This is a genomic window from Bifidobacterium italicum, assembly GCF_002286915.1.
Classification (GTDB): Bacteria; Actinomycetota; Actinomycetes; order Actinomycetales; family Bifidobacteriaceae; genus Bifidobacterium; species Bifidobacterium italicum.
Map to the genome: position 1 here is coordinate 51,038 of NZ_MVOG01000002.1, position 19,000 is coordinate 70,037.

At 55.0% G+C, this 19,000-nt stretch carries 13 protein-coding genes; 3 read left to right on the top strand and 10 right to left on the bottom strand.

Annotated elements, in window-relative coordinates:
• Positions 1 to 335 precede the first annotated feature (335 nt).
• Entirely contained in the window at positions 336 to 1,526 is a 1,191-nt protein-coding gene (locus B1400_RS00290; RefSeq protein ID WP_162288138.1) for a hypothetical protein, read from the bottom strand.
• 919 nt (positions 1,527 to 2,445) lie between these two features.
• Here B1400_RS00290 and pdxS point away from each other — a divergent pair.
• Entirely contained in the window at positions 2,446 to 3,321 is an 876-nt protein-coding gene (pdxS, locus tag B1400_RS00295) for a pyridoxal 5'-phosphate synthase lyase subunit PdxS (protein ID WP_095612515.1), read from the top strand.
• A 12-nt stretch (positions 3,322 to 3,333) separates the two neighbouring features.
• Positions 3,334 to 3,984, top strand: coding sequence for a pyridoxal 5'-phosphate synthase glutaminase subunit PdxT (gene pdxT, locus B1400_RS00300; RefSeq protein ID WP_095612516.1), 651 nt, complete (start codon positions 3,334 to 3,336; stop codon positions 3,982 to 3,984).
• Between the two features lie 81 nt (positions 3,985 to 4,065).
• On the opposite strand, the gene B1400_RS00305 is transcribed toward pdxT, so the two are convergent.
• Positions 4,066 to 7,659 carry an ABC transporter ATP-binding protein/permease gene (locus B1400_RS00305; protein ID WP_095612517.1) on the bottom strand — a complete coding sequence of 1,198 codons (3,594 nt, stop codon included), beginning with the start codon at positions 7,657 to 7,659 and terminating at the stop codon, positions 4,066 to 4,068.
• A gap of 259 nt (positions 7,660 to 7,918) precedes the next feature.
• On the opposite strand from B1400_RS00305, the gene B1400_RS00310 reads away from it, so the two are divergent.
• Positions 7,919 to 9,739: an AMP-dependent synthetase/ligase gene (locus B1400_RS00310; protein WP_095612518.1), complete on the top strand. Its 1,821-nt coding sequence runs from the start codon at positions 7,919 to 7,921 to the stop codon at positions 9,737 to 9,739.
• 87 nt (positions 9,740 to 9,826) lie between these two features.
• Here B1400_RS00310 and B1400_RS00315 read toward each other — a convergent pair whose 3' ends face one another.
• From B1400_RS00315 to B1400_RS00350, 8 genes are all read right to left on the bottom strand, one after another.
• The gene (locus tag B1400_RS00315) at positions 9,827 to 11,239 is read right to left on the bottom strand and encodes an oligosaccharide flippase family protein (protein WP_095612519.1); all 1,413 of its coding nucleotides are present in this window, start codon (positions 11,237 to 11,239) and stop codon (positions 9,827 to 9,829) included.
• Positions 11,240 to 11,302: 63 nt separating this feature from the next.
• Positions 11,303 to 12,427, bottom strand: a complete 1,125-nt coding sequence (locus tag B1400_RS00320) for a glycosyltransferase (protein WP_095612520.1) — start codon at positions 12,425 to 12,427, stop codon at positions 11,303 to 11,305.
• A 74-nt stretch (positions 12,428 to 12,501) separates the two neighbouring features.
• Entirely contained in the window at positions 12,502 to 13,167 is a 666-nt protein-coding gene (locus B1400_RS10095) for a DUF1919 domain-containing protein (protein WP_095612521.1), read from the bottom strand.
• Positions 13,168 to 13,179: 12 nt separating this feature from the next.
• Positions 13,180 to 14,298 carry an EpsG family protein gene (locus B1400_RS00330; RefSeq protein WP_133064565.1) on the bottom strand — a complete coding sequence of 373 codons (1,119 nt, stop codon included), beginning with the start codon at positions 14,296 to 14,298 and terminating at the stop codon, positions 13,180 to 13,182.
• An 8-nt stretch (positions 14,299 to 14,306) separates the two neighbouring features.
• Positions 14,307 to 15,437, bottom strand: a complete 1,131-nt coding sequence (locus B1400_RS00335) for a glycosyltransferase (protein WP_095612523.1) — start codon at positions 15,435 to 15,437, stop codon at positions 14,307 to 14,309.
• Positions 15,438 to 15,445: 8 nt separating this feature from the next.
• A complete protein-coding gene (locus B1400_RS00340) occupies positions 15,446 to 16,471 on the bottom strand; it encodes a nitroreductase family protein (protein WP_235607226.1) in 1,026 nt (341 codons plus the stop codon).
• Positions 16,472 to 16,485: 14 nt separating this feature from the next.
• Positions 16,486 to 17,619 carry a polysaccharide pyruvyl transferase family protein gene (locus tag B1400_RS00345; protein ID WP_095612524.1) on the bottom strand — a complete coding sequence of 378 codons (1,134 nt, stop codon included), beginning with the start codon at positions 17,617 to 17,619 and terminating at the stop codon, positions 16,486 to 16,488.
• Positions 17,616 to 18,521 (bottom strand): glycosyltransferase, encoded by a 906-nt coding sequence (locus tag B1400_RS00350; protein ID WP_095612525.1) that lies wholly within the window; start codon positions 18,519 to 18,521, stop codon positions 17,616 to 17,618. Before B1400_RS00350 ends, B1400_RS00345 begins: the two co-directional genes overlap by 4 nt.
• Between the last annotated feature and the right edge of the window lie 479 nt (positions 18,522 to 19,000).

Sequence of the window (19,000 nt, forward strand, 5' to 3'; positions counted from 1 at the left end):
TCTTCATTCTGAGCTATGTGCATCTTCATTTCCTAAAAACCATTCTGATACCCTTCTTCCCCCTCTTGTCGCTCACCTTCTTTGCATAACTCGGTATTTCCTCCGCAATCTCGACATATGCAACAGGTATGCCTTCCTATTCCATCCACGTCAGGGATTCATGAGCAAATATGGTGCATCTTGAACAATCCACGCGCTCATTCTGTGTCTATTTGTGAGCTTCTCACCTTGACCAAAACTCTCACAGCCCACTCACCCATCCCAACCTGTGCATATTTCAATATGTCAGTCAAAATAATATTGAGATATGCACTCACACACCCATAGATATGCACTCACACACCCTTCCTCCCCGCGCGCCGCGGATCCGCGATCCGCGCATAGGTCAACCGCGTGATCTGCGGCTGACCGCCGGCCTGCGACGCAATCACGCACATGATGCGCATCGCGAGCCGATCCATTGCTTCCTCGGAATTCAAATCATCCTGCGTCACCTCGAACACCCGCCAGCCCAACGCGGCCAACGCGCCGAGCTTGTCACGGTCACGCCGGTACTGCCTATAGTCCGAACGATGCTGATCCCCTTGGTATTCCAGCCCGACGCGATACCGCTCGAGCGCAAGGTCCACCGTCTGCTCCACGCGTGAATCGTATGCGGCGCCCGGCACCGCGAAGTTGATCGCGAACTCCGGAAGACCGCGCAATTCCAGCCGCACCCGCAGTTCGGTCTCCTTGACCGACGCGCTGCCGGGTTTCGCGATTGCGAGCGCAACCCGGCACCGATGCTTGCCGTGGAAACGCCGCGCCTCCACGAATACGCGCAGTTCGTCGAGCGTCGCCAACCCGTAGCGTTCCATCGACTCCGCGATCTGGATGAGCTGCAGCATCGTCGCGTCCATCGCAACCGACGCCCACGCGGCCGCAGGCGTCAGGCAGCATATGCCGTTCGCAAGTATCTGCACGCAATCATCGGCCAGCCCGTTCCACACATGCATGCGCACACCCGGCAACGTGCGCCGTTCGGACGCCTTACGGACGATGACGTGCAGCGCATCCGCGTTCGGCCGCCGATTCGATTGCCGTCCCGGTTTGCGCGGCGCCGCATTGTCCCAAGCGTTGCCCGGCCCCGCCAGATCTTCGGGCGTCTCCACCCCGAGCAATCTCAACGCCGTCGATTTGCAGTACGCGTATGGAAGATCAGCGTCCTTGCAGCGGCGCATCATCTGCGAAGTACGCTCCCGCAGATTGGCGCGCAGCATCGGATACGACCGCCGATTCCCGTATCCGCGCTGCACAAGACCTTCATCCACCGGCGAATCCATGGGAACGGCATCCCACGGATATCCATCATCCGCATATTCTTCATTGGCGCCGAATGTGGTGATTCCCATCCCCTCTCCTTCCAAGGTCTTCCGACTTTGCCTAACCCTTATGGGCCCGCCCACCGTACGTCCGGAGATTTCCCCATACAAACCGTTTCCATCCCTCTGTGGGAATGTGGATTCCTTCGCCGATCCCCACACCATATGTGCACAACGATGTGGATATCCGCACGCATCAGAAGATGCCCAGCACCCCAGATTCATGCGTTTATATGTATATGCCAAGATTGATAAAAACAACCGCCGCCGCGCTCCAGCAAGAACGCGGCGGCCGGTCGACATCGAACGGGATACCGAAAAGGAGATATCCCACTGAATCAAGAATCCAACGGAATGAAGCTTCAAGTGCGCGCCACAAGATTCCGAAGTGAACCGATTCCCAATTCAGCACAACCAATATAACGAGGAAAGGGTCCAGCGACGGATGATGTCATCACAATCATCATCGTGGTTGTGCTCGCATCGTATGCAGATAAAAACTGGATTACGGTGCTGCTCTTCACAATCGTCATGAGCGATCAGATGAGAAGATGGTTCACCCGACGTTGACCCGATAGGTGCAGCCCCTCCGGGGCCGCACCCCTTTCCCGCCTTCCCCGCCTACTCATGTCTGCATATTCCCCGGCTGCCTCGCTTCGCATAACCCAAAAGATGTCCTGTATTCCCGACCTATGCGTTCATGTGCCGGCGTGGCATGCATACCGGCTCCATCAATACGCACATTTGCGGACATGGCACATGCCAATCATGCCAATTACTCACAAAATCAATGATTTTCGATCATTCCCTTCGCACTCAGACCATCTCTCCCCTCACCCGTCAGTGCATAACTCGATATTCCAACCGAAATATCGAGTTATGCACTTGTGCGCCCATTCGCACACACGCACCCATGCACCTGTTCATCTGCTGAACACTGCCCCGACTCATGCACATTCATGTGCTATCTCTCGAGAGAGGCCGCGCGCCAGCGCACGCCGAAGAGGATTCCCACGCCGTAGTCCGCGCACATCCGCGCACCTTCGACGGCGTACCATGCATCTACAACCCAAGAAGGTCATCGATGGAAACCACGAGAAACGAACTCAACAAGAACCTCGCACAGATGCTCAAGGGCGGCGTCATCATGGACGTCACGACGCCCGAGCAGGCGCGCATCGCCGAGGACGCGGGCGCGTGCGCCGTCATGGCGCTCGAGCGCATTCCGGCAGACATCCGCGCGGCCGGCGGCGTGAGCCGCATGAGCGATCCCGCGATGATCAAGGGCATCCAGGAGGCCGTTTCGATTCCCGTCATGGCGAAGGCGCGCATCGGCCACATCGCCGAGGCGCGCATCCTGCAGGCCATCGAGATCGACTACATCGACGAGTCCGAGGTCCTCTCTCCCGCCGACGACGTTTACCACATCGACAAGAACGAGTTCGCCGTCCCCTTCGTCTGCGGCGCGAAGAACCTCGGCGAGGCGCTGCGCCGCATCGAGGAGGGCGCCTCGATGATCCGCACGAAGGGCGAGCCGGGCACCGGCGACGTCATCCAGGCCGTCCGCCATATGCGCACGATGAACAAGCAGATCCGCGAGCTCGTCTCGCTGCGCGACGACGAGGTCTACGAGTACGCCAAGCAGCTCGCTGTGCCGTATGAGCTCGCGAAGTTCGTGCATGACAACGGCCGTCTGCCGGTCGTCAACTTCGCCGCCGGCGGCGTCGCGACCCCGGCCGACGCCGCGCTGATGATGGAGCTCGGCGCCGAAGGCGTCTTCGTCGGCTCCGGCATCTTCAAGTCCGGCGACCCGGCGAAGCGCGCCGCCGCGATCGTGCAGGCGACCGCGAACTGGCAGGACGCCGACCTGCTCGCCCGCCTGTCCGAGAACCTCGGCGAGGCGATGGTGGGCATCAACGAGGACGAGATCGAAACGATCATGGCCGCCCGCGGCGAGTGACGGGCGTCCTCCATGGTTGTTGACGTTTCCTACATCTCCAAAGAGCATTCCGACGACGTCGATGCCGTGGCGCATGGCGTCACCGGCATCCTCGCCGTGCAGGGCGCTTTCGCCGAACACGCCGCGATGCTCGATCGTCTCGGCGCGCCGTGGAAGCTGCTGCGCGCGGCCGAGGATTTCGACGATTCGATCGACCGCGTCATCCTTCCCGGCGGCGAGAGCACGACGCAGGGCAAGCTGCTGCGTTCCACCGGTCTGTTCGACCCGATCGCCGCGCATATCGCGGCCGGCAAGCCGACCTTCGGCACCTGCGCCGGCATGATCCTGCTCGCCGAACGGCTCGACAACGACCCGAACGTCTATTTCGGCGTGCTCGACGCGACCGTCCGTCGTAACGCGTACGGCCGTCAGCTCGGGTCGTTCGCCACGACCGAGGATGTGCAGACCTTCGCCGCCAATGGCGATTCCAGCGGTGTCATCAGCGATTTCCCGCTTGTGTTCATCCGCGGCCCCTTCGTGGCCGAGATGGGTCCGAAGGCCCATGTCATGGCGAGCACCGGCGACAACGCCGTCGCGCTGCAGCAGGGCAACATCCTCGCGACCGCCTTCCATCCCGAGATCACCGACGACACCCGCATCCACGAGTATTTCCTGAGTCTGTGATTGCAGCCAATACCGCTGAGGGCGGCCCGTGCGTTGCACGGGCCGCCCTCAGCGCTTTTCACCGTTCGGTGAGGCACGTCCTCACATCACCCGCACCTCGTCGGCGATCTTCATCGTCGATTCCCTATGCGAGACGAGCACGACGGCGGCGCCGCTCTCCTCGACCAAGCCGTTGATCGACTGCAGGATGTATGCCTCGTTGAGCGAATCGAGCCGGCTCGTCGGTTCGTCGAACAGATAGAGCCGCGCGTCGCGCAGGAACATGCGCGCGAGGCCTATGCGTTGGCGTTCGCCTTCGGAAAGCCGTCCGCCGAGTTCGCCGACTGGCGTATCGACGCCCTGCGGCAACGTGTCGATGAGCCGGAGCACGGACGCTTTGCGCAACGCTTCGCGAATTTCGCCATCGCTCGCCTCCGGCGCCGCGATCCGCAGATTGTCGGCGATCGTGCCGTCGAACAGATAGGTCTCCTGGCTCATCATCGTCTGCAGCCTGCGTCGCGCATGCGCGTCGACGGTCGGCAGCGTGTCCCCAGAAAGCGTGACGACGCCCGATTGCGGATCCCAGTAACGCATCAGCAGCTTGAGCATCGTCGACTTGCCGCGTCCGCTCGGTCCCTGCAGACCGAGGATGCCCGACACCGGCACGTCGAGCGTCACGTCGTCGAGCACCGGCGACGCGGCACTGTCATACGCGAAGGTCACGTCATCCATCCGCACGCCGTCGTACTGTGGCGCGAGCGTGCCGCGTTCGACGACCGCAGGCGTCTCATCCATCAGTGCGAACAGATGCCGCGCCGACGCGAAGGTCTGCGTCAGGCTAGCCGGCAGCGCGCTCAATGCGAGCGTCGGCCCGAACGAACTGACGACGAGCACGAGCGCCGTCACTGCGGTAGTCATATCGGCGTTCGTCGTCAGCGCCAATGCGAGCGTCAGGAACGCCGCGGCCGCCGAGACGAGCACGATGATGACGTGGTCGAGTCCGCCGTAGGTCGCGTTGCGCGCGCTGAGCTCGACGCGCTGCGCCCCCAGCGCACGCGAACTGCGTTCGATCCGAGACAGCCGCGCTTCGCCTCGGCCGAAGCGGATGATCTGTTCCAGGCCGTGCATGTCGTCGAGCACCATGTCGTCCAATCTGGCTGATTCCTTGCGGATGCGGCCGCCGACGCCGTGCAGCGCCCCGGCGAACAGCTTCGGCACGACGACTCCGATGAGCAGATGCGCCACGACGAGCAGCAGCGCGAACCACGGGCTGAGGCACAACAGCGCGACCGTGTAGATGAGCGTCGTGGAGATTGCGATGACGGTCGGCGAGATCGTATGTGCGAAGAAGATCTCGAGCAGTTCCACGTCGGTCGTGACCATCGAGACGAGGTCGCCCTTGCCTTTGCCGGCGAGCTTCGCCGGCGCGAGCCTGCGCAGCGCCGCGAACATCTTCGCGCGGAACAATGCGAGCAACCGGAACGCCAGATTGTGGTTCATGTACTGTTCGCAGTAGCGCATCGCGCCGCGGATGAACGCGCAGACGACCATCAATGCGAGCGCCCACCCGGCGCTCATCCCCCACACCGGCCTGCCGAAGGCCGCGAACAGCGCCATCGTGCCGAATACCGGCAGGAAGGTCGCGACGAGGTGCCCGAGCGTGCCGAAGATGCAGGCGACGATCATCAGAGGCCGCAGCGAGCCGACCTGACCGAGCAGCCGCCCGATGAGACGCATCGTCGACATCTCCTCGTGCGGCGCGTCCTTCTTCGCCGCCTGCGTCGCCGCCGCGAGGTCGTCGGGACCGTCGGATTCCGCAGCACGCGACGGCGCCGTCAAGTTCCGCGCGTACCGGATGCCGGCGTGTTCCTTGCGCTTGCCGACCTGTTCGACGTCCTGCTGCGCGCGGAACATCGTCGCATACACGCCGTCGGCGGCAATGAGCTCATCATGGGTGCCATGCTCCACGCAGCTGCCGTTGGCGAACACGACGATGTCGTCGGCGGCGACGGCGTCGGCGAGCCTGTGCGTGATGAGCAGCACCGTCTTGTGTTCGGCGAGCTTGTGCACCGTCTCCATGATGAGCCGTTCGCTGTCCGCGTCCACCGAACTCGTCGCCTCGTCGAAGATCATGATCGGCGTGTCACGCAGCAGTGCGCGCGCGACGGCGATACGCTGGCGCTGTCCGCCGGAGAGGTTCGCCGCGTCCTGTTCGATCCGCATGTCCAATCCGTCGGGTTGCGCGTCGATGAAATCGAGGATGTGGGCGTCCGCGAGCGCGCGCCGCAGTTCCTCGTCGGTCGCGTCCGGCTTCGCCATCAGCAGGTTGTCGCGCAGCGTGCCGGCGAACAGATGGCTGCGGGCGCCGACGATCGAGACGGCGCGCATCAATGCGTCCTCGCTGCAGTCGCGCAGCTCGACCGTCGCGCCGCCGTCGACGAACCGCAGCGAGCCCGTATATCCTTCGAGTTCGCCGGCGACGAGCGCCGCCAACGTTGATTTTCCCGATCCTGATTCGCCGACGATCGCCGTCAGCGAGCGCGCCGGCATCGTCAACGTGACGTCATGCAACGCCGGCTTGGCGTCGTCCTCCCCGTACGCGAATCCGAGCGATTCGGCGCGCACGCCGAGGTCGGCGCCCGCAGGCAGCGTTTGCGTGCCGTATTGCGGCCCGGGTACGTCGAGCAGCGCGAAGATGCGTTTGCTGGAGGTCATGCCGTTCATCGCGACGTGGAAGTACGAGCCGAGCTGGCGCAGCGGCAGGAAGAAGTCGACGGCCATCAGGATGACGAAAAGGACGCCGGACAGGCCGAGCAGCGGATCGGCGAGGCGTGGCTCCGAGACGAGCAGGTCGCCGAAGGCCTGATTGTCGCCGCGCATGAACTGCCAGACGGCCACGAAGATGCCGGCCGCCGCGCCGCCGTAGGCGACGACGTCCATCGCCGTCAGCGAGCGCAGCTGGATCTGCAGCACGCGCATCGTCATGACGCGGAACTCCTCGGCCTCACGGTTCATTCTCTCGGCCGCGCGTTCGTCCGCGTCGAAGGTCTTAAGCGTCTCGAGCCCCTGCAGGTCGTCGAGGAACACAGCGCCCATGTCCGTGTATTTGCCCCAGTATTTGCGGAAGGTCTTCGCCGTGCGCATCGCAATGAGGCCGACGATGATGACGATGAGCGGCGCGCATACGAGCAATGTGACGGCGGTCGGCATATTGATCGGCGCGATGACGGCGAACAACGTCAGCGGCGCGAGGATCGCGAAGCCGAGCTGCGGCAGGAACAGTTCGAAGAAGCTCTGCACCTGGTCGACACCTTCGCCGGTGAGCTGCACGACGTCCGACGTGCGCGTGTGCTGCGCGTACGACGGGCCGAGCGACAGCATCTTCCTGTACAGCGTAGAACGCAGGCCGAGCTTGACGCGCTCCGCGGCCAGGGTGCCGAGCTTCGTCGCGAACCTATGCGCGACGAAGCGCACAACGGCGATGACGAGGAACACGACGACCGACGGCCAGAACTCCGTGACGTCGGCCGCAAACGCAAGATCGTCGCCGGCGTAGCGGACGAGCGGCGCGACGATGCCGACGATGCTCGCCGCGAGCGCGATGTCCGCGAGCAACCCGATCCACAGGAAGACGATCTTGCCTATGACGAGTTTCCTGACTCCCGGTACGAGCGTGAAAAGCCGCTTGTCGACCATCGTTCCTCCTGAGCTTCGATTGTTCGTTCCTCGGCGCGCGATGCGAGACCATTCGTCAATCTAGCAGCATCGCGCCGCGCTGAACAGAGGCGCTGTGCGACTTTTTCGTGACGCCGGGCACGTTCCGGGCGCCGCAGATCACTTGTCCATTCACACAAAGTGGTTCTCGCGATTCTTGTTTCTTCGTACAATGCCGCGCCGCGTGCATGCCGGTTACGATGGCGTAGCTTACGCGAACGTTTTCAGGACAGGACCCTCCATGCTTACCGAATACACGACGCCCGGCGCGGCGCTCACCGTCTCCGATTCCGCGACCGTCTACTCGATGCTCACCGACCGCATCGCCGCGACCGGCCCCGACCTTCCACTCGCGGAGTATAAGAACGCCGCCGGCGCATGGACGACGATGACGGCCGGCGATTTCAATGCCCGCGTCCGTGCGATCGCGAAGGGGCTGATCCAGTTCGGCATCGCGAAGGGTGACGCCGTCACGATCTTCTCGGCGACGCGCATCGAATGGGGACTGTTGGATTTCGCACTCGCCGCGATTGGTGCCGTGACGGTGCCGATCTATGACACCGATTCCGCCGCGCAGGCGCAGCGCATCCTCAACGACGCCGACGTGAAGCTCGCGGTCGCCGACAATCAGCAGCGTTTCGACGCACTCGATTCGGTGATCGACGCCTGCCCGACGCTCGAACGCATCCTGATGCTCGACGCGAAGGCGCTCGAAGCGCTCGAGGGCATCGGCGTCATGATCTCCGATGAGGAGCTCGACGAACATATCGCCGCTGTACGCGCCGACGATCTGGCGACGATCGTCTACACGTCGGGATCCACCGGCACGCCGAAGGGCGCCGAGCTGACGCATAGGAACTTCACGAGCATCACGCGTTCGGCACAGCAGTGCATGCCGAAGGTCATCGAAGGCGAGGCGCGGCTGCTGCTGTTCCTGCCGCTCGCGCATTGCTTCGCGCGCATGATCCAGTACTTCACGATTGCGTCCGACGAAGGCGTCGTCGGTTATCTGGGAGACACGAAGACGCTGCCCAAGGACATGCAGGTCTTCCAGCCGACCTTCGTGCTCGCCGTGCCGCGCGTGTTCGAGAAGGTGTACAACGCGGCGTCGCGCAAGGCCGGCACCGGTTGGAAAGGCCGTATGTTCCTCAAGGCGGCGGACGCGGCCATCGATTGGTCGAGGATGGAGCAGGACGGCGTCAAGCCGACGCTCAGGCAGCGCGCCGAACATGCGAAGTACGAGACGACCGTCTACCGCACGATCCGCTCGGCCTTCGGTCCCCGGATCAAGTATCTCGCGTCGGGCGGCGCGCCGATCAGCGACGACCTGCTGCATTTCTTCAACGGCATCGGCATTCCGATGATCCAAGGCTACGGCATGACCGAAACGGCGGCCCCGTTCGCGTTCACGCGCGTCGAGGATCTCGCGATCGGTTCGGTCGGCCAGCCGGTGCCCGGCTCGTCGGTGCGCATCTCCCCGGACGGCGAACTTGAAGTGCGCGGGCAGAACGTGTTCCGCGGCTACCACAACCTTCCCGAGAAGACCGCCGAGGCGCTCACTGCGGACGGATGGCTGCGCACCGGTGATCTCGCACGGATCGACGACGAAGGCCACATCACGATCACCGGACGCGCGAAGGACATCATCATCACGGCCGGCGGCAAGAACGTCTCCCCGATTCCTATGGAACAGCAGATCAGCACATGCCCGATCGTCGAACACGCCGTCGTCATCGGCGACGGACGTCCATTCGTCTCCGCCCTCGTCACGCTCGACCCGGAAGGCGTGGCGAGCTGGCTGCCGACGCAGAAGCTGTCCACCGACCTGACGATCGACGAGGTCGCCGCGCTTCCGGAGACGGCCGCCGAGATCCAGCGTTACGTCGACCTCGCGAACGCCGACGTCTCACGCGCCGAATCAGTAAGGAAGTTCGCCGTGCTCCCCGTCCAGCTCACCCAGGACAACGGCTGCCTGACCCCCTCGCTCAAGGTCGTCCGGCCGAAGGTGAACGAAGCGTTCGCCGAGACAATCAACCATGATCTCTACGCCGGCAAGCGGTGAGGAGACCCGAATCGATGGATGGCCAACATAGGTCAGTAACAAAAGGAGTCACTCTGTTCCTCCCCATGCGACCATCCATCAATCTATCTATTTCGTGCGCATGACACCAATGATGGTTTTGATTGATGGATAGCAGTCAAAGAACGAGACTAGGCATATCAGTACGAATGCTGCAGCAGAGAATGTCATATAGTTGCTTGGCTGCCAAGTCATGATGCATACTTGAAGGACAAAGAGCAGTATGGCGATTCCCATTAACAACCAGTTCACCTTGATCGTCATCACAGTGCTGGCGCGAAAAACACGCATGACATACATAACAAAGTTACTGGCCACAAGGGCCCAGGCGGCGCCCTGCAATCCCATGGCAGGAATGAGAAGCCATGTCATGGCGACGACTACCAACGACGCTGCCACTGTCGATGTCAGCAGATATGCCGTTTTCATGCTTGCGGTGAAGACTGTGCCGTAGAAACTGGCGAATGCATTGAATAAAAAGGCAAGAATGAGTGGCGGAACGATGACCCAAGCCTCATAGAAACTTTTCTGCAGTAGTAGAGATGCCAGCCAAGGAGCACCGAGAACAAGGATAGATGCTACAACAAAGCAAAGAGTCCGAAAGACAACAAAAACATTGCTATAGAATTTGCCAGTATCCTCTTTCTTAAACTGTTGGAAAGCTGAAAGGCTCCATGCCTGCCAGAAGGTCAAAGAGAGCATATTTAGGATATTCGGAATCTTACTTGCTGCAGCAAAAAGCCCAGAAGCACCAATTCCAAGCATCGCAGTAATAAAGAACCTGTTCACACCTGTCCCAATCCACCAAAAGATAGAATTTGGAATAAGGGGAATAGAATAGAGTAACATCGTCTTAAATATAATCCGATCATGCTCTATTTGCGGTAAGGTGATATAATTTGCGAATTTACCTACAATTAAGTAAATGGCAATTGACGTTAATCCGCCTAATACTAGCGACACAAAGTATCCTTCCGTCTTCCAATCGAGAAAACCGATGAGGATACCGGCTGAGGAAGCAGACACCAATGAGGATGCGATAGAGGCAACAGTCAGCAGTTTGATTCGATTCAGGCCACGCGCTACATTACCTAGATATCCATTGAAACAGAAGGATATGAAGTAAGCCATAAAATACCATTTGCATGAACCCAATCCACCGAATATGGATAGATCTAGAAGCGGAAGCCCAGCGAGCACCAAGAGACACCCCAATAGGGAAACCCAGAAACCAACAGAGATATATCTATCCTCATCATGGGCGTCTTCGATGATATAACGTGTAACGGCATCACCGATGGATAAGGTCACCACAGGCAAAAGTAGGCCCACTACTGTGAGTGACATATCAGTGATTCCATACTGTGCCGTAGTTAAACAGTAGGTATATAATGGAATCAGCAGGAAAGTAATTAGTTTAGTGGATATCGCATTTAACAGAAACAGGGCAATATTCAGTAAAAGTGTTTTATACTTTCCCACGCGAACTCCTCCTTATTCACCAACATCACGATCACACAAAGAATCCATCAATACTTGCAATAATTATGTATGGCGTGTATACATTGTAACAAGTTTACGTGCAGTCGTTGTAATGTCGAATCCAGCATCACGGACCTGATCCACACAGTCCATCCTTTTCTCCCTATTATCCTCATACATCTGTAGAGCGGTATCGGACCAGACCCGTGGCCCCGATTTCAGATCTAGAGTACGAACCACATCACTACACTGCACCATCGAAGGTACGGACGAGGAGATCAGCGTCGGCAATCCGGCAGCCTGTGCCTCAACTGCTGCCAATGGCAGCCCCTCGTACAGGGAAGGAAAAAGGAAAACATCTGCGGCCCGAAGATATGTTGGAACATCTTCAACGGAACCGAGCATTCTAACACGATCCCCAATATGCAGATCGCGCAACCTATTCTCAAGTATGTTTTTCATTGGTCCTTTTCCAATCAAGAGCAGCAATGCCGACTCATCATTTGCGAGGATTTCTGCGAAAACGTCAAGAAGGAATGATTGATTCTTTTGTTCTGCAAGACGACCAACATTGATGAATACTGGACCATTTTCACCAGGAAAGAGCTCGCCCTTTAGTTCTTCATGTAATCGCTGATCGATTCTATAATTATTAACATCAATTCCATTATATACGATTTCACACGAATTAGATGCAATACGCTTTCCAAATGCAAACTCAGCGGCTTCATTCGAGCACGCATAAAAGCAATCTGGGTATCGACGTAACACCGAATGCACTATTCTCAACACAGCCCCCTTCAGCGCACTACCCCGATCATGGGTGTTATGTGAGTGTGCGATAAGAAAACGTCCATGCTGTTTCGCAACTCTCATATATGATAATGCTGCAGCATCAAGATTGTGACCATGCACAACAGTATATTCTGGATGCGCTTGGAAAAATCGAGAAATGAATTTCGTATAGGAGAAAGGATTATGAGTGTAGCTAGGCGCCTTGTATACTTTACCTCCTAAGGAAATAATCTCCTCTTCATATTCTTGCGAATTATTTGCCGAGTCACTAAATGGATGCGTGAGGAAATCGAACTGAACCTGTTCTCTGTCGATGTTACGATAGATGTTCATCAGCAGAGTTTCGACCCCTCCACGATCCATAATATTTACCACTTGCAAGACTCGCTGCATCTTATACCTTTCTCACATATCCTCTATCACTAAGGACTTTTTTGGAATATCGACCTCATGGACGAATACCGAGATTACCATGGATAGGACATCGGCTCCCTATTCAGCCAATGCGTTAGATTGAATCCACGACGGAATCGATCGGTATCACACAGTATCTGCCTTTCTGCCGAAACAGTATACGGGAAATTGATTCCGCAGGCGATTCCGGCTCTTGGCTGCGACATGAAACAGATCTTGTTCCCACATGGAATTGAATCGAACGAGAGGATATCCTCTTCTGTGCATTCATTCATCTCACTAAACTTCAGGAATACGTTATCCCAATTAATTCGTTCACAGCGACGTTTCCATTTTTCTTCTGCCTCCTGTTTAGTTAGATAGTGAAGGAAGACTACCTCAATATCATCGAGTCGTGCAATAATCTTCGTATCCTCACCCTTGCGGAAGAGCGTATCAGCATGCCGCGAGTCGCTCGCCTGTATAAAGTGAAGCGGTGTATTGATATATCTCCGCAAATCGGAGACGAATTTCACATAATCTGACGCGAAGAAATACAGTCCCGCAGTTGGCGACTGATAAGGCAATCCATAATATCGATATACCGAACCGGCCCAACAATTGTTAGATATTACAGTGAAATCCGTACGAGTCAATTGATATCTTCTTATTGGAGCAAAGAACGAATTAGTTCTCTCCCTAATCCGACGAAGACCAACTCCCACATAATCTCTTGTCATAAAACCTCCAGACTAACAGATAATATCTTTGAAAACATTAGCTACCGCTTCAAAGTCGGCATGATAAGGAATAGCGCCATGCCATTCGGGACGTGCGATTCCTATAATAAGGAAATAGGCTAAACAAACACCGCCGAATCCTACACTTACATAAGTCTTCTCCGGACTGGACACCTTGGAAAGGGCCTGAGGAATGATAAGTATAACCATTGCTCCAAAGTAATAAGAGAGACGTCCAAGAATCTCGACTCGTACTCCGATGGCTGTGAAGAGAAGCCATAGCATGAGGATGTGCTGATAGAGTCTTACGACCTGTGAGACATCGCACTGCCCATGGGAACGCCTCGATTGAGGAGGCATATAGAAGAAGCACAAGGTTACAATGGTAAGAGTGAACAGTAGGCGTATCAATGCTCCAAAATAATTTGCTCCCATGAACGTAGGATCATAAAGTCTTTCCTTTCCCAAGAAGGAGGTAATTAGCGCAGAGACCTGCGCCGATCCGACAAAACAGACCAGAGTAGCTATCACATAGAAGATGAGTGTTCTCCATGTGAATGCCAACAATGTCATGACAAGGCATAGCGGAAGAAGCCACGCAGACTGATGAAATTCTGTCGCGCAGAACAATAAGAATACCGCTGGAATCCATTTACGACGTATGAAACAACAATACCCGAGCATGATGAATCCAATGGCTATTGCTTGTCTCATTGCATTGAGGTATAGGGTATAGTTGGTCATGGCCACAAAGAGGAATGCACTTAACGCTACATCCATTGATAATGCATACACCGTATAGCCGATGGAAAAAACAACAAAGGCACCGGTGACCATGAGTAACAGCTGACTATCGGGTGAGATCTGATAGAGCAGTCGACAGAGCAACGTGAATCCATGCTCATACCGGTACGTCGAGAACGAGAACGAAGGATCTTCCCCAATGGCCCTATAGGCATCTACGAACTGCTGGGTGTCGATGCCGACCGCGCTGCTACGCACCATCGCCAGGAAAGCGAGCATTCCAAAAACAATCCAGCAATATAGAATGCGGATCCCTTTATCATACTGAGGTCTAAATGCAATTGCAGCAAGCGGTATGAACGCAAGAATGGCCAGATATGGTAACACACTAGCACCTATCGAATCATTGCCTCGTAATGTTGCATCAGCAACTCTGCATTAGCCTTTGCAGAATAGCCACGTTCTTCGAGCAACACTATATTCTCCGTGAGACGACCTTGGGTACCGTAGAAGTCGATCTTCTTCACCCATTCTTCGTAAGGCGCCGTCAGGGGAAGGAATGTGCCACTTCCCGTTACATCGGTCTCTTTGGGAACGTTATCCGAATAGATACAGGGAAGGCCGGAAGCCTGTGCCTCGATGGCCGACACCGGAAGCCCCTCGTACAGCGATGGCATCAGGAACACATCCATTACGGAGTAGAGCTGATTCACATCAGCTCGCACTCCCGGAAGAAGTACCGAATCTTCCAGCTTTTCCTCCTCGATGAGTTCTTCAAGGAATCTGCGTTCATCACCATCACCAAGAATCAATAGTTTTGACCATCGATTCAATGCGCGATATGCAGAAAATAACTTGATAGCAAAATCATAATTTTTCTGTTTTACGAATCTCCCCACACATCCAATCACGACATCATTCTCGTCAATCCCCAACTGAGTACGGAGAGTATCACGATTACAATCGCTATATCGAAAATCATCAAGGAGTATGCCATTATTTATCACAGTAAAGTCTTTCTTACCAAAAAGAAACTTACCGGCTGCCCGAGAGCAGGCAATGTAATCATTGGCAAACTTCTTGCCATACATATTCAGAGGAATATTGCGAAGCCTGTGCAGAAATACATCTGATGAACTGTTGAGATGACTATGTAAAATCCTACATTCCACTCCATTTTTTTGTGCTTCATTGAGCACGATGAAGGCAGAATTGGGCATGTGACAATGTACCACATCGTAGTCACTACCGATATCTCTGATGATTTGCCGCATCTCGCGGGAGAAGCGACCAAAATCATCAGAAGCATAGTTCACAGTATATACGTTGGATCCAGCGGACTTCAATTCTTCGTCATACCGAGCATCATGCATCAATACTCCATTACGGGAAGAATGATGCAGATAATCGAAATGCACACGCGCTTCATCATGGAACTGATGCCAGTTATAGACGACGCGAGCCACGCCAGCCGAGCGGTTCAGAGAGGGCACGACCTGCAGTACTTTGATTGGTGTAGCAGTCATATCAGTTGTTACTCGATTACGGTCACAATATCTTCAGCAGGGAGACGTCGGGATACGCATGTCGTGCATTCCTCAGGGAAATGCCCTACTGCGATATACATGACCAGAGACTCATTGGCCGGGATACCGAGCAGAGCACGAGTGGCACGTTCCGGACCCTTACGGAACATGGTGTTGAGCGGGCATGAACCAATGCCTTCGGCCTCCAGGGCAAGCAGAAGATTCATACCGAATAGACCAGCATCCGTATACCCTTCGTTATGTTCCTGAGGCGCCATAAACACACGATTGTCCGCCGTCAACAGAATCAACGCGGGAGGCGTGGGATATCCGTTGAGTCCCCCCTGTATGGACAACGCCTTCTCAATGACGTCCTTATTCAGAATTACCCGTACGCGGGTCGGCTGTCGGTTACACACCGAAGGTGTGCGCATGGCTGATTCAATGGCAGGCTGCAGTTGCGCAAGAGTAATCGGTGTTTCTGCGAACTCCCGGATGGAATGTCGATGTTCGTTGAGTTGTCGAAATGGCAATGTCGAATTCCGACGTTTCTCATCACGAGAGAAGCTAAGGCTGCCGCCTTCCTTATGCCCAATCCACTCCGCCGACCTAAGAAGATCCGGGGGGAACAACGATGAGACATAACGCAAGTCTGCATCATGACCCGCATGACGACGCACATATTCACCTACCGTGGCCATTGCCGACACATACGAAACCCTTGTCTCGTAATCGGGATTAGCCTTACGGTATCGGGCCATCACTTCACTGAGATTCCTCAACGGCTTCTTGCCGAATCCGTATCGGAATTGCTTATGACTCAGTCCTTTCTCAATCTGGTGTGTGAAATACACCATACGCGCTTCAAGCTGTTCGGCACCCGTTGCCGAATCCTTGGCATACGCCTTATTGAATCGTCGCGCCTCACGTAATGACGACATGATCAGACTCGGGTATCCGTTAAGCACGCGCTTACCGAAGGAGACCATGGGCTGCGGCAACGTTTCTTTCAACGTGTCTTTCATGGAATTCATATGCGGAAATCTCCTTATTCACGTACGGCAGTCAGTAGGAAGTTCGTTGCTTCCCTACGCTTATTCGCCAGAACATCTTGTGCATGGGTAAAGTCGAAGGACTGATCCGCAATATCTAGATTACGATAATCATCCAAATAGTGGTTTGCCATATCAGTCATACTCAGCAGATTCATGATGCGCCCGGAGAAGCGTCCCGGACTGATGGCGACAAATTTACGTTGAAGATTCACAGAGAAAGCAGTGCCGTGGAAGGAATCAGTCAGAACGTACTCGGCATTCATGAACAATCCCAGGAATTCCTCGACCTTAGGACACACGATGGCATGCTCACCTTTTCTCTTCTCATGAACGCCATAAGCGATGCGGTACAGCGGTAACTGCAGCTTCTTGCTGAGTCTTTGGGCGTACTTATCGAATTCGGGATTCTTATTGAGTTGATAGATTAGAATGTATGGCTGACCGGGCACAAGCTTCCTGCTGGCTATGCGTCCCCAATCACTGCGAGTAAGCATAAGTGTCGGATCGATCACCGGAACTGCACCATGAACACCGATCGAGTCCAATAGATCCACGGCCTCTTCTTCGCGTACCGAGATATGCGAATACCTATGAAGGGCCTCGCGCATAGGAACTTTCTCCCAATCATCCAACGTGGCTTTGCCGATACTTGCCGCATAGGCGATCCGCGGGGCATCTTCAGGAGCGAAGTCAAGATAAAACGACTTGTTGAATCCTTTGTTCCACACACTGTTCCACACCTGATCCGATCCAGTGCAGTAGATATCGGCTTGCGGCGGATTTCGCTCCAACTCTTCAGACGAGTAATACTTCGTCGGAGACAAATGCAGTCTGGTTCGGCGGAACTCATTGAGTGGAGCGGCCCGGCGAGCAACAATCCTACTTACCGGTATGCGTGCCAGCGCTTTCATACCCGGAAGCTTAAAAATCGGCATCTTCTTGACCAGCTGCCCATTGAGAGCACGATTCGTCTCGTTCTCCGGTATGGCATCATGCCTATAGTAATCTACAATCTGCGTATCAAGATTCAGTCCATCAAGTACACTCTGTGTCGCAAAGCTCTGTAGACACGATCCATAGTTTGGAGAATTATGCAATGTCATCACCGCAATAGAACGTTTGTTCATCGGTAAACTCCTTTCCGGAGTAGTTTCGTATAGACGAATGATCTCAGAGCATTCGGCATGCAACATACGATTATGCGTGGGATAGTGGTTTTAATGAATTGTGGTATCGTGAAATACTTGGATTTCAACTGACCAACATTGAATTTCCAGACATATCGTATATATCCGACACCACCTCGTCGTGCGTAAAAGTTATTATTTACACGCATAGCAACTAGAGGTTCGTCTATATTTACAACACGACATCCATTCGCAAGCATGCGATTAAATAAATCCCAGTCTTCGAAATATAGATACTTAGAACTATAATTCCCAGCCATCAGTACCGCTGATTTCCGAAACACCATAGAGGGATGACGGAAAGGATTCCGACGCTTTGAGTACGCTTCAATGTCCCGTTGGTCCACCGGAAGCGTCGATTGAGCAATTGGATTACTTGGATCGTCCTCAAATTCCACGATTTGCGATCCGACGAAATCCAGCCCCTCCTCAATCAGGACATCGAGCTCCTTCTCCATGCGTTCCGGGAATGAATAGTCATCCGAATCCATCCGCGCGACTATTTCATTCCGGCATGACAGCATACCCTTAGCGAGGGCGCTCCCAAGCCCTTCGTTCTGCACTAAAACAACCGAAGTAAGCAAATCTGGATGCCTTGTGCCGAAGGACTCAATCACTGCTTTCAATTCTGGCGGTAGCGGACCATCCTCCACCAGAACAATCTGCTCTGGTTTTCGAGTCTGTTGGAGCATGCTGTCGAGAGCAGCGGAAAGAAACTCTGGTCGCTCCCGAAAGTACACACTCATGAGAACGCTATAAGGCACTAAATCTGAACCCAAAAAGGAGATACCTGCATTATTTTCACTAGAACACTGCAATCGCAAAGTATCATTTTTCTCCATAGTCTCGAAATCCCTCCTCTTATCACATCATCGGTTTCCGTATGCATAATGATTGCTAATCGTTTCAAGGACCTCGATATAGAGCATAGGGTGCGTTGACCATGCTGCAGGTTTGTCCTTGCAGTAGTAAGCGCGTCGGGCGTCATTTACGGTTTTCCCACGAATGGCCACGCCTCATGACGGTTCGAAGCCATCGGATTGCGCGTTGGACATAATCGAAACGAGCCCACAATGCCCAAATCTGTTATCCTTGAACACAAGAACGGTCACGACTAGGACACCAAGGCCGACACCACCGAACGAGATTCTAAATCAACATAAAAACCTATAATACATAAATACTATTTTTATATATTTACGCTATCTTTGCAAGCTTCGCTCGTCCACGTGTTTGCACCTCCATCTCACAAAGATACAGCGTCTATACTGCCATTCAGGCGATTGCTATATCAATTCCTTTACCCTGAGGAGTGAGTCTA